Here is a 12,898-nt window from a genome sequence, read left to right on the forward strand (position 1 = left end):
CAAAAGCTTCAATCGATATTAAAAAATCACTTTTCAGTTGACTGGCCAATCACACCTAAAAGCAACCGGACGAATCCGTATGCAATCCATGAAGCAATACGTTTAATAATATTGCCTTGAGCCCAACTTTTAGCATCCACACGATGAGCGCCTTCTTGAATAGATGACTCAATATCCAACTGCAATTCTTTAGAAAAATGATTGTCTTCCATGACTATATTGGCCTCACGCGCTAATAGCAGGCTAAAAGGATCGATGTTGGACGAACCTACAGTTGCCCAGACACTGTCTATTACGGCAACTTTGCTATGCATGAAGCTTTTACGATATTCGTAAATTTCGATACCATTTTTTAGAAACTCACTATAAAAAGCATGGGTAGCAAACATAACAAAGTATTCCATGCGACCTTGTAGCAGTAGCCTGACCCTCACCCCGCGTTTGGCTGCCGCGATTAAGGCCAGACGAAATCTTCTGCCAGGCACAAAATACGCATTGGCGATAATTATTTCGCGTTTTGCTTGGCTTATAGCAGACATATAAGCATCTTCAATATCGCGCCTGTGTAATACGTTGTCACGAACCACAAGCGCTGCTTTAACCCCTTCATTCATTTTACTTTGCAGATTGGCAGGTTCAGTTGAACTTTTGGTTATCTTTACATAGGAGGCATCAACTTGGCGTAAATGTATCCATGCAATCCGGCGCCAAATCTTTTGTACATTTGCTACCAAGGCCAGTAAGAGTTTGCCTTGAATACGCACAGCATAATCAATACGCGGAGGTACGTTGTTAGGGGCTTGGTTGGGAATGTCAAAGTCATCTATGATGTTAATGCCACCTACAAAACCAATAATTCCATCAATAGTGGCAATTTTATGATGCAGCCGCCGTAAACGTCTTTTTTTCAGCGTCCAAGGTGATATTTTTGGACGATAAAACATCACCAGAACACCCGCTTGTTCTAGCTCTAATACAAAAGTTTTTGGTAAATCTTTGCTGCCAAATCCATCTAGCAATACTTTTACAGCCACTCCGCGTTTTGCAGCGTGTTTAAGGGCGTCGCCAATACGAGTACCTGCAGAGTCAGCTTGGTAAATATAAGCCTGCAGATAAATTTCGCGTGCGGCACCATTAATGGCAGATTCAAGTGCAGGAAAATACTCGGCACCATTTCGTAATAGTTCTATTTGATTGCCGCCAACAAAATGCGTCATATTTTAGAAAGTGTTGCAGTAAGAATCGCGTGGTCGGATACTTTAACAAAATGCGCCCCGGAGTGCACCTCTACATGTTTTACATGAAAACCACGAACATAAATGCGGTCTAGTCGCAGTACCGGCAACCAAGATGGAAAGCTCCTCGCAGGCTTGCCTGCATGATGCTCAAACACTTCATGCATGTGTAGTCGTTTGGCAAAGGTGCGCCCGGTATGCATGCCCCAATCGTTAAAATCACCTGCAATAATCAGAGGTGCATTCGCTGGCACGTGCTGTTCGATGTAGTCTGATACAGCGCTTAATTGTTGGCGCCGCCATCTTGCAAATAAACCAAGATGTACACAAACGGCATGTAATGGTACATCCCAGTTAGGTACGTTGATTTCACTATGCAGCATGCCACGCTGTTCTGTAGCATGTGCAGAAATATCTTTGTTGTTACTTCTAATAATCGGAAATTTTGAAAGGAGTGCATTGCCGTGATGCCCTGCCGGATACACCGAATTTTTACCATAGGCATAATCCTGCCATATCGCATCAGCCAAAAACTCCATTTGCCCTGAAGTTGACCATGAAGCAAAACGTTCGGTATGTTTAGTATGCACATCCTGAACTTCTTGCAAAAAAATAATATCAGCATGTAATTTTCTTAGTATTTCACGTTGAACATGTAAAGAAAAATGGGCGTTAAAGTGTGTAAAGCCCTTATGGATATTGAATGTGGCGATGCGTAGCGTATTGTGCAAATTTAACTCGATTGATAGAACTTGTCGTTAGAATAATCATACAACAAAAGCATAGGCATGATGAGCAGCATATTGTTCAGAAATGAACGGGGTATCGCTGTGCCAACCAGTTTTATGGCGCTTATGACATTAAATACCTTACATGGAGTTTTATCTTAAACTATAAAGTCAGGCTCACAATTAATTACAAACTAATCAAGCATTTGTTGTAAAATCACGCCTATTGTGAAAAGGCGCTTTTGGCGCCTTATCTTTATTTGTAAAGCAGAATTCAAAGTTTTAAAAAGCTTAAAAGACTAAATGAAAAATATTCGTAACTTCTCCATTATTGCCCATATTGATCACGGTAAATCTACCTTGGCAGATCGTATCATTCATTTGTGTGGCGGCCTCGCTGACCGTGAAATGGAGGCGCAAGTACTTGATTCTATGGATATTGAACGTGAGCGTGGCATTACCATTAAAGCTCAAACGGCGGCTTTGGACTATAAAGCCGATGATGGTCAAATTTACCATCTCAATTTGATTGATACACCAGGCCATGTTGATTTTAGTTATGAAGTTTCGCGTTCACTTTCCGCCTGTGAAGGCGCATTATTAGTAGTGGATGCTAGCCAGGGTGTTGAAGCACAAAGTGTTGCTAATTGCTACACTGCGCTCGATTTAGGTGTAGAAGTGACAGCGGTATTGAATAAAATCGATTTGCCATCGGCCGACCCTGAGCGTGTAAAGCAAGAAATTGAAGATGTGATTGGTGTAGATGCAAGTGATGCGGTGCTGTGTTCTGCTAAAACCGGTTTGGGCGTGCGCGATGTTTTAGAGGCGGTAATTAAAAAAGTACCGCCGCCGAAAGGTAATGTGGATGCGCCTCTCAAGGCGTTGGTTATTGATGCGTGGTTTGATAATTATGTTGGTGTGGTGATGTTAGTGCGCGTAATTGATGGTGTATTAAAACCAAAAGATAAAATACGCTTAATGGCGACCCATACAGACTTTTTATGTGAGCAAGTAGGTGTGTTTACGCCAAAATCTTTGCAGAAAACTTCGCTTTCAGCAGGTGAGGTAGGCTTTATCATTGCGGGCATTAAAGAGCTGGCGAGTGCTAAAGTGGGCGATACCGTGACTTTGGTGAATAGGCCTGCAACTGAACCGTTAGCAGGTTTTAAAGAAGTGAAACCGCAAGTGTTTGCCGGGCTGTATCCAGTTGAATCTAATCAGTTTGAGGCCTTACGAACAGCACTTGAAAAGCTGAGTTTGAACGATGCTTCTTTATTGTTTGAGCCTGAAAACTCAACAGCCTTGGGTTTTGGCTTTAGATGCGGCTTTTTGGGCTTGCTTCATATGGAAATCGTACAGGAACGCTTAGAGCGTGAGTATGATATGGACTTGATTACTACTGCACCAACTGTAGTTTATGAGCTATTGCTTAAAGATGGTTCGGTGGTACAGATTGAAAACCCATCACGCTTACCTGAGCCTTCACGCGTTGAAGAAACGCGTGAGCCAGTGATTAACGTGAATTTGTTGATGCCGCAAGATTATGTAGGGCCAGTCATGACCTTGTGTAACAATAAGCGCGGTATTCAAAAGAATATGCAGTATATGGGTAGGCAAGTAATGTTGAGTTATGAAATGCCGCTAAACGAAGTGGTGCTGGATTTTTTTGATAAATTAAAATCGGTCTCACGCGGCTACGCCTCTATGGATTACGAGTTTTTAGAGTTTCGCGCGGCGGATTTGGTGAAGCTTGACATTATGGTGAATGGTGAGCGCGTGGATGCGTTAAGTATGATTGTGCACAGAGCAAATAGTGTGCATCGCGGACGCGAAGTGGCGGCTAAAATGCGTGAATTGATTCCACGTCAGATGTTTGATGTAGCAATTCAGGCTTCTATAGGTGCGAATATTATTGCGCGTGAAACGGTAAAAGCGATGCGTAAAAACGTGATTGCAAAATGTTACGGTGGTGATGTTTCACGTAAAAGAAAACTATTAGATAAGCAAAAAGAGGGTAAGAAGCGCATGAAACAAGTGGGGAATGTCGAGATTCCACAAGAGGCGTTTTTAGCGATTTTACGTGTTGAAGATAAGTAATAACTTGCTACAGAAGATAGACCTTTGTAATTCATATGCTGAATATTAAGTTACAGCTAATTAAATAGGATTAATAAATAATGTATTTTGCTTTGTTTATGGTGGCAATACTGGTGATTACTGGTTTCATATGGATGCTGGATAGTTTGGTATTGCGTAAAAAACGTGCAGTTGGTGCAGCTGAACCAGTTGCTGTGGAATATGCCAAAAGCTTTTTCCCTGTCATTTTAGTGGTTTTCTTTGTACGTTCTTTTATTGTGGAGCCTTTCAAAATCCCATCTGGCTCGATGATGCCAACTTTATTGGCGGGTGATTATATTTTAGTAAATAAGTTTACCTATGGTTTACGTGTGCCAATTTTGAACAATACATTTTTTGAGATCAATCACCCGAATCGTGGCGATGTATTTGTGTTTCATTACCCACCAGAGCCATCAGTAGACTATATTAAACGCGTAGTCGGTTTACCGGGCGATAAGATTCGATATCAAAATAAGCAACTGACAATCAACGGAAAATTGTTAGATGTACAAGAAGTGGGTGATTACGCTTATGTTAAACCAGGACTTAATATGGTGACAGCAAAGCAATACCGTGAACAACTTGGTAGTGAGCAACACGATATTTTGATTAATGACTGGGTGGGTAGCTACGATGCTGATGCTATTGGGTCTAAATTTGCAAATGATGAAGAGGTGGTAGTGCCCGATGGGCATTATTTGGCGATGGGTGATAATCGTGATGACAGTTCAGATAGCCGCGTGTGGGGGTTTGTGCCAGAGAAAAATTTAGTAGGTAAAGCATTTTTTATCTGGATGAATTTTGATCAAGGTTCTAGAATAGGCAATTCAATACATTGATGGCAATTAGCATTCAACTATAAAGGCGGAGAAAATAATGCATCATTATCAAATTAATCAACAGCATAGTGCAAAAAAACAAGCTGGTGCCACTTTGCTCGGCATGTTGTTTGTGGGTGGTTTAATCGTATTTGTCGCACTGATTGCGATGAAAATATTCCCGGCTTACCAAGAATATTTTTCGGTTAAAACTGTCATGCGTGCTATGAATAAAGAACCTTTGAGTACTATGAGCAAAAGAGAGATTCAGGATTCGTTTAATAGACGGGCCGATACGGGATATATTACTGTGATTAAAGGCGCAGATTTATCCATAGATAAGAACAGTTCGGGCGAAACTGTAGTGTCAGCACAGTATCAGGTAGTTAAACCGCTTTTTGGTAATATCAGCGTCTTGATGGATTTTAATGCTACTAGTGATGGCAAGTAAGTTAGAAATACAGGTTTTTTTACCTTTTAAATGACTCAGCAGGATTTATCAAAACGTCTTACGTACAAGTTTGTAGATAAAAATCTGCTTACACAGGCCTTGACCCATCGCAGTTATGCCGCCCAAAATAATGAACGGTTAGAGTATTTAGGCGATGGCGCGCTTAATTTTATTATTGCCAATCAATTGTATCAGCGTTTTCCAACACTGGCTGAGGGCGATCTAAGCCGCTTGCGAGCGCAACTGGTGAAAGAAGCTACCATTAGTGAAATAGCCTTTTCGCTCAATATAGGCGATGCACTTAAATTAGGTGAAGGTGAACTGAAAAGTGCGGGCTGGCGAAGGCCCTCTATACTAGCAGATGCGCTTGAGGCTATTATTGGAGCGGTATATCTGGATGGTGGTTTTTCTGCAGCTGAAGCGTTAGTGTTACAATTTTATACAGACAAGCTCGATACCATCGACCCTAAAATAATTGATAAAGATGCAAAATCCTTGCTGCAGGAATTGCTTCAAGGCAAAAAAATAACAGTACCGGAATACACCGTTACACACTTAGAAGGCGAAGCGCACGCACAAGTGTTTAAAGTAGAGTGTTGGATAGAGAAGTTAAATATTCGCACTCTTGGTGAGGGCACCAGCCGCCGTATTGCAGAGCAGCAGGCAGCTCAACTGGCTCTCGTAGCATTAGACAATCACTCCTTGGTAAATACTAAATTGGATAAACCGAAAAAATGACAGATTCAGACTCAGACTTAGTAGCACCTTCTGCATTTAGATGTGGCACAGTTGCCATTGTGGGTCGGCCTAATGTGGGTAAGTCAACGTTACTTAACCACATTTTGGGGATGAAGTTAGCGATTACTTCACGTAAGGCACAAACAACACGGCATCGTTTACTGGGTATTCATACCACTGACGATACACAGTTTTTATTTGTGGATACACCGGGCTTTCAGCAAAAGCATCTTAATGCACTGAATAAAGGATTGAATAAAACTGTTACGCAAGTGCTGACTGAAGTGGATGTCGTGCTGTTTGTGATTGAGCCCATGAAATTAGGCGATGCTGATCGAAAAGTATTGTCATTACTTTCAGAAAAAACACCCACATTTTTAGTCGTCAATAAATTAGATTTAATGGGGGACAAAGGTAATATATTGCCGCTGATTCAAGACTTTGATTTGGAATTTCCTTTTGCAGAAATCGTACCTGTGAGCGCTAAGAAGAGTCTAAATTTGGACGAGCTTTTGCAAGCCATTCGTAAATATTTGCCCGAGCAAGCGGCGATTTATTCTGAAGATGAACTCACAGATAAAAATGAGCGATTTTTAGCTGCTGAATTGGTGCGCGAGAAAATTTTCAGATTAGTCGGTGATGAACTTCCTTACGCGGTCACCGTGGAAATTGAAAAGTTTGAAGTAATTGGCAACTTACGTCGCATTTTTGTTGCCATTATTGTCGATAAAGATAGCCAGAAACCCATGCTCATCGGTAAGAATGGTGAGAAAATGAAGCAGATTTCCACTGAAGCTAGGCAGGATATGGAAAAGCTGTTTGGCGGAAAAGTTTATCTGGAAACTTGGGTGAAAGTTAAAGGCGGCTGGGCAGACGATGAGCGAGCGTTAAAGTCACTTGGATATTAATTAAATCGCCAATCTTAATAAATCAGCGGTCTAATTTGAGTTTTCATGGCCTCAGTCAATATTCATCGTCAAGACAATCAGCCAGTGTATGTGCTACATACCTATCCATTTAAAGAAACAAGTTTAGTTGTTGAGTTGTTTGCACACGGCTTTGGCCGCGTAGCAACTACGGCTAAAGGTGCAAGGCGTCCAAGGTCAGCCATGCGCGGTATGTTGCAGTCTTTTCAGCCATTAATTGCGACATGGTCTGGAAAGCTGGAACTTAAAACGCTACACAGTTTAGATTGGGGTGGAGGACTATTGCTGCTGAAGGGCGAAGCACTCATGTGTGGATTTTATCTCAATGAGTTGTTACTGCGCTTGCTACCGCGTGAAGACCCACATGAAGCCCTTTTTGAATATTACAGTGCAACATTAAAAATACTGGCTAGCGGTGAGGATTTAGCTACTACTCTCCGACGTTTTGAGCTAAAACTTTTGCAGGAATTAGGCTATGCGATTCCATTGCATCAGGATGTGAGTCATGAGCAAATTGTAGAAACAGAAAGTTATCGCTATATGGCTGAACATGGAGCTACCAGATTGAGCGGTGCATTAAATAGTCAAAAAAATGGCGTACAATTATTTGGCAAAACTTTAATAGATATGGCTAGTGATGACTACCGTAACACCCAAACACAACAGCAAAGTAAGCAGTTAATGCGCTATTTGTTAGCGCATTATTTGGGCGATAAGCCATTGCACACAAGGCAATTGCTCATTGACTTACAAGGGTTGTAAATGCTGGCGATTTTATAAATTTAAAAGATAGAAAATTAATAATGATTAAATTAGGTGTCAACATAGACCACGTCGCAACAATCCGTCAGGCACGCGGCACCAAGTACCCAAGTGTAGTGCAAGCAGCCTTGCGAGCCGAACAGTCAGGTGCAGATAGCATCACGCTGCATCTTCGTGAAGATCGCCGCCACATGCAGGATGCCGATGTGCGCGCTTTGAGGGGTCTGCTGCAAACTCGCATGAATCTTGAATGTGCGGTGACTGATGAAATGATAAGCATTGCGCTAGAAGTTGCCCCGCAGGACGTATGTTTAGTGCCTGAGCGTCGTGAAGAGCGCACGACAGAGGGTGGCCTTGATGTAGTAGGTAATTTTGCAAATGTGCAAAATGCTGTTAAAAAATTAAGTGATGCAGGCATTCGAGTTTCATTATTTATTGGGCCGGATACTGCACAAATCGAAGCAGCAAAAAAAGCAGGTGCACCTGTGATTGAGTTACACACTGGCACCTTTGCAGATGCTGAAAATCCGGCAGACAAAGTGCGTGAGTTGCAGCGCATAAAGGATGCAGTCAGTCACGGTTTGAAACTGGGCTTGGTGGTCAATGCTGGTCATGGCTTGCATTATCATAATGTGCATGAAATCGCCTCAATCGAAGGTATAGATGAGTTAAATATTGGTCATGCAATCGTAGCGCACGCACTTTTTGTGGGTTGGGATAACGCTGTTCGTGAAATGAAGGCATTGGTTAAAGAGTTTTCATACGCGTAAATCAGCCAATTTTATTTAACCCTTAATAAGACTTCATCTATATGATTTTCGGCATAGGTACAGATATCGTTGAAGTGTCTCGTATTGAAACTTCCATCGCGCAATTCGGGGATGACTTTGCCAAACGAATTTTGGCGGAAAGTGAATTTGAGAGCTATCAACAATCTCTTATCAAAGCGCGTTTTTTAGCCAAGCGTTTTGCAGCTAAAGAGGCATTTTCAAAGGCTCTGGGTACTGGTTTGCGCACCCCAGCGACCTTTCAAAATATTGCAGTTTCACACGATGAATTAGGTAAACCTATTTTAGTGTTGGCATTAGAGTTACAGTCTTTCATGCAGACTAAAAATATCACGCAAACACACATTAGTATCAGTGATGAAAAGAATCTCGCAGCTGCGTTTGTGGTGCTTGAATCGTGAGTGCTGGCATGGATGCAGCGCGTCGATTTGGTGGCGTTTCCCGTTTATATGGTGCAAAGGGCTTAGCCAAATTAAAGGCTGCACACATCTGCGTGATTGGCATTGGTGGTGTGGGTTCTTGGGCGGCCGAGGCGCTGGCTCGCAACGCCGTTGGCGCCATCACTTTAATTGATTTAGACAACATTGCAGAATCAAATGTTAATCGGCAATTACATGCTGTCGATGGTGCCTTCGGTAAAGCCAAAGTGACTGCAATGGCTGAGCGTATTAGACTGATAAATCCATCTGCAAGTGTGAATGAGATTGAAGATTTCGTTACAATTGAAAACGTTAGTAGCACGTTAAATCAGTCGTTTGATGGCGTGATTGATTGCATCGATGATGCTAAAGCCAAGGCAGCAATTGCTAATTTCTGCATGGCGAACAGTATTTCATTGGTCATGACTGGTGCTGCTGGTGGGCGCTTAGATGCAACCCGTATCAAGCAAGCTGATTTAAGCCAGGTTAGTCATGATAAGTTACTTGCCAAAGTGCGTAACTTATTGCGTCGCGACTATGGATTCAATAATGGTCACAGTACAAAAGGCAAGTCACCGAAATTGGATATTCAATGTGTTTACTCCGATGAGGACGTCATTAAGCCTGATAGTGCATGTGAGGTCAGTGAAACTGCAATGACTGGATTAAACTGCGCAGGCTATGGCTCAAGCGTGTGTGTGACAGCGCCTTTTGGTTTTGTGGCGGCTGGTTTGCTGTTGCAACAAATACTGAACGACTAGTGTTAGCAAGTCACTTAAATGAAGTGTTAGTTTTACATCAAAAATTCATTAAACTGTCATAATCGGCGCATACCATTAAAGCACAATAAACTAGATGATTTTATGCGCTTAACTTACCCACCTTTAAAGCTACTCAATCGCGACATTAGTATTTTGGCGTTCAATCAGCGGGTGTTGAGTCTTGCACAAAACCCTGACTATCCGCTACTTGAGCGATTGCGTTTTGTTTGTATTGTTTCTTCAAATCTTGATGAGTTTTTTGAGGTGCGTGCAGCCCCGCATGTCGATGCTATGCGCGATGAGCAACAGCAGAGCGAGATCAATGTACACAGTTATCAGGCAATTTCAGATGTAGCACATGCGCTGGTTAATAAGCAGTATCAGATTTTTAATACAGAATTAATGCCAGCGCTTGCCAATCATGGCGTCCATTTAGTGTCACATGGCGACCGTACAGCAGAACAACGCCGATGGGTTGCAAAGTATTTTGAATCTGAAGTGCGTCCATTATTAGTGCCTGTCGCACTTGATCCTTCGCATCCATTTCCGTTAGTGGCTAATAAAGCGCTTAATTTTATTGTATTGCTTGGCGGCAATGATGCCTTTGGTCGGAGTAATAATATTGCCATTGTTAAAGTGCCAAGAGTGTTGCCGCGCTTAATTAAACTGCCTAAAAACTTAAGTGATAAACAGCAGAAATTTGTATCTTTATCAAGCGTGATTCGGGCACATTTGTCGAGTTTATTCACAGGTCGAGAGGTGATAAATTTCTCGCAATTCAGGGTTACACGCCATTCGGATTTGGCGGTTGATGAAGAGGATGTTAAAAACTTGCGCACCGCGTTACGAAAAGGTTTGGTACAACGTAATTTTGGTGATGCGGTAAGGTTGGAAGTGTCACATGGTTGTGATGAGAAATTAGCCAAATTTTTATTGCAACAGTTTGACTTACCAGAACAATCTTTGTATCGCGTGAATGGCCTTGTGAACTTGGCTAGGTTGATGCAGCTAGCAGATTTAGCAGAAGGTAATGATCTTAAGTTTAAACCATTTGAACCTAAGATTAGTCAGCAGTTAGTGCCTAATCAATCATTTTTTACGCAGTTGAAACAACAGGACATATTAATTCATCAGCCGTATGAAAGTTTTGAGTCGGTCATTGATTTCTTGCGTGAAGCGGTTTACGACCCAGATGTCTTGTCTATTCAGCAGACTATCTATCGAACTGGCTCGGATCCACGTATGTTGAAATTGTTACAAGAAGCCGTGCGACGTGGCAAAGAGGTGATGGCGGTAGTGGAGCTGAAAGCCAGGTTTGATGAAGAAGCTAATATCAACTGGGCTGAAGATCTGGAGTCTGTTGGAGCACAAGTGGTTTACGGTATTGTCGGTTTAAAAACACATGCAAAAATGTTGCTGGTCATGCGTCGCGAAGGCTCACAATTAAAACACTATGGGCATGTTTCTACAGGTAACTACAACCCCAGAACCGCACGTTTATATACGGATGTGAGTATGCTGACATCTGATATTCAAATAACACGTGATATGGAGTATCTGTTCAGGCATATTGCCAGTCAGGTTAAGCTACTGCGCATGCAAAAGTTATTGGTTGCGCCTTTTAATTTGCACAGACAAATGCTTGCCAAAATCAGAAGTGCAGAACTTGCTGCAAAGGCAGGTAAAACTGCAACTATTATTTTGAAAATGAATGCACTTACTGACGAAGCCTTAGTTGTAGCCTTGGTGAAGGCTGGCCGGGCTGGGGTAGAAGTTGATTTGATTTTACGTGGGGCCTGCATATTGCCTGTAGACGCTCCTGGATTGGATGGGCGTATCCGTGTTAGGTCTATTATTGGTCGGTTATTAGAACATTCCCGTATTTTTTATTTTAAAATCGATCAAGTAGAAAACATGTGGCTTTCTAGTGCAGACTGGATGAATCGTAACATGATGCGTCGTGTAGAAATTGCGTGGCCTATTACAGATGAAAAGAATCGAGCTCGGATTTTGCAGGAGTGCTGCCAAATGTCTTTGGATGATAATCAGGATGCCTGGTTACTTAACCAGGAGGGTACATATACATTGGGCGCACCTAAGTTAACCCAGTCCAAAGCCAAAGCAGTGGCGCAAGAACAAACTTTAAGTGCTCAACAGCTGCTGCTTCAAAAATATGCTAATTAGTATTGAACTGCAGGAAACATAATGGCGAATTTAATTTTATGGCGACATGCTGAAGCCGAAGTGCAGGGCGCAAATGGTTTGGATACAAATCGAATCTTAACCAAAAATGGCCGTAAAGATGCAGTAAAAATGGCAAAGTGGCTAAGCCAGCATTTGCCGCCAAATACAGAGATTTTATGTAGCCCAGCCAAGCGTTGCCTTGAGACTGCAGAAGCTTTGCAAAACTTTAGCCGGCTTGAAATTAAAATAGCCGATTTTTTAAGCGTGGATAGTACAGTGGAGCAGATTGCCAAAAAAATAACAAATGACGACAGTACTAAAACCATACTGGTTATCGGCCATCAGCCAAACCTAGGGATGTTAATTGCAAAGTTACTGGGTATGAACGAAAGTGCCTGCGTGGTGAAAAAGGGCGCAGTTTGGTGGCTGCGCCAACGTGAGGTAAGCGGGGTATTGCAGACTTATCTATTTACGGTACAACACCCAGATTACTAAACTACATCATAGTGGCAGTTTATTTATTTTTTGGTCTTCCTGTTTTGATGGTAGGCACTTTGCTCATAGCTGCTTTTAAAGCAGCATCAGTCATCGCAGTCAGAAGCATAATTCCGGCACGTAGTAATTCACTTTTTTTAGCGGGCTGGCCTAGTTTCGCTAAACGTTCTTTTAACACATAAAATTGCGCATATTCAGCTTTAGGCATTGTAAAGCTATCGCGCTCCATTTTCAATTTAGGAACTTTTTCTTTTACAGGCTTGGTGACTTTAGCTTTGCTAACCACTGCCACAGGTTTGGCGCTAGCTGGTTTTACAGCCGCTGATTGCGCTGCAGCTGGATTTGAAACAACAGGTTTAGTCGTAACAGGTTTTTTTACTGGAGCCTTTACAGGCTCAATTTTATTGACGGGTGCACTTAAAGCAGCTGCTTGCAGTTGATTGATTTTTGACATTGAAATCTCCAAAATAAACGG

General features: G+C 42.1%; 14 protein-coding genes. 11 read left to right on the forward strand and 3 right to left on the reverse strand.

The annotated features are described in order from the left end of the window. Positions 1-26 precede the first annotated feature (26 nt). Together clsB and Q8J82_RS05365 are read right to left on the reverse strand one after the other, a co-directional pair. A complete protein-coding gene (clsB, locus tag Q8J82_RS05360; RefSeq protein ID WP_304892190.1) occupies positions 27-1,217 on the reverse strand; it encodes a cardiolipin synthase ClsB in 1,191 nt (396 codons plus the stop codon). Next, positions 1,214-1,966, reverse strand: a complete 753-nt coding sequence (locus Q8J82_RS05365; RefSeq protein ID WP_305327890.1) for an endonuclease/exonuclease/phosphatase family protein — start codon at positions 1,964-1,966, stop codon at positions 1,214-1,216. Before Q8J82_RS05365 ends, clsB begins: the two co-directional genes overlap by 4 nt. Positions 1,967-2,266: 300 nt before the next feature. On the opposite strand from Q8J82_RS05365, the gene lepA reads away from it, so the two are divergent. The 11 genes from lepA to Q8J82_RS05420 all read left to right on the forward strand — a co-directional run bounded on the left by lepA (position 2,267) and on the right by Q8J82_RS05420 (position 12,423). After that, positions 2,267-4,060 (forward strand): translation elongation factor 4, encoded by a 1,794-nt coding sequence (gene lepA / locus Q8J82_RS05370; RefSeq protein ID WP_304892192.1) that lies wholly within the window; start codon positions 2,267-2,269, stop codon positions 4,058-4,060. An 80-nt stretch (positions 4,061-4,140) separates the two neighbouring features. Beyond that, positions 4,141-4,920, forward strand: a complete 780-nt coding sequence (gene lepB, locus Q8J82_RS05375; RefSeq protein WP_305327123.1) for a signal peptidase I — start codon at positions 4,141-4,143, stop codon at positions 4,918-4,920. Between the two features lie 37 nt (positions 4,921-4,957). Next, positions 4,958-5,350, forward strand: coding sequence for a DUF4845 domain-containing protein (locus Q8J82_RS05380; protein WP_305327122.1), 393 nt, complete (start codon positions 4,958-4,960; stop codon positions 5,348-5,350). Between the two features lie 30 nt (positions 5,351-5,380). Continuing rightward, the gene (gene rnc, locus Q8J82_RS05385; protein ID WP_305327121.1) at positions 5,381-6,088 is read left to right on the forward strand and encodes a ribonuclease III; all 708 of its coding nucleotides are present in this window, start codon (positions 5,381-5,383) and stop codon (positions 6,086-6,088) included. After that, positions 6,085-6,996 carry a GTPase Era gene (gene era, locus Q8J82_RS05390; protein ID WP_304892196.1) on the forward strand — a complete coding sequence of 304 codons (912 nt, stop codon included), beginning with the start codon at positions 6,085-6,087 and terminating at the stop codon, positions 6,994-6,996. Before rnc ends, era begins: the two co-directional genes overlap by 4 nt. 45 nt (positions 6,997-7,041) lie before the next feature. Next, a complete protein-coding gene (recO, locus tag Q8J82_RS05395; RefSeq protein WP_304909201.1) occupies positions 7,042-7,776 on the forward strand; it encodes a DNA repair protein RecO in 735 nt (244 codons plus the stop codon). Between the two features lie 41 nt (positions 7,777-7,817). After that, positions 7,818-8,546, forward strand: a complete 729-nt coding sequence (gene pdxJ, locus Q8J82_RS05400; RefSeq protein ID WP_304909200.1) for a pyridoxine 5'-phosphate synthase — start codon at positions 7,818-7,820, stop codon at positions 8,544-8,546. Positions 8,547-8,587: 41 nt separating this feature from the next. Further along, on the forward strand, positions 8,588-8,965 hold the full coding sequence (gene acpS, locus Q8J82_RS05405; protein WP_304909199.1) for a holo-ACP synthase: 378 nt from the start codon (positions 8,588-8,590) through the stop codon (positions 8,963-8,965). A gap of 8 nt (positions 8,966-8,973) precedes the next feature. Further along, positions 8,974-9,744 (forward strand): ThiF family adenylyltransferase, encoded by a 771-nt coding sequence (locus tag Q8J82_RS05410; RefSeq protein WP_370868627.1) that lies wholly within the window; start codon positions 8,974-8,976, stop codon positions 9,742-9,744. Positions 9,745-9,846: 102 nt separating this feature from the next. After that, positions 9,847-11,928, forward strand: coding sequence for a polyphosphate kinase 1 (gene ppk1, locus Q8J82_RS05415; protein ID WP_305327892.1), 2,082 nt, complete (start codon positions 9,847-9,849; stop codon positions 11,926-11,928). Between the two features lie 21 nt (positions 11,929-11,949). Then, positions 11,950-12,423: a histidine phosphatase family protein gene (locus tag Q8J82_RS05420; protein WP_304891859.1), complete on the forward strand. Its 474-nt coding sequence runs from the start codon at positions 11,950-11,952 to the stop codon at positions 12,421-12,423. Positions 12,424-12,442: 19 nt separating this feature from the next. On the opposite strand, the gene Q8J82_RS05425 is transcribed toward Q8J82_RS05420, so the two are convergent. Then, positions 12,443-12,877 (reverse strand): hypothetical protein, encoded by a 435-nt coding sequence (locus Q8J82_RS05425; protein WP_304891860.1) that lies wholly within the window; start codon positions 12,875-12,877, stop codon positions 12,443-12,445. Positions 12,878-12,898: the final 21 nt, after the last annotated feature.

Origin of the sequence: Methylotenera sp. (genome assembly GCF_030684185.1) — a bacterium.
Taxonomy (GTDB): Bacteria; Pseudomonadota; Gammaproteobacteria; order Burkholderiales; family Methylophilaceae; genus Methylotenera.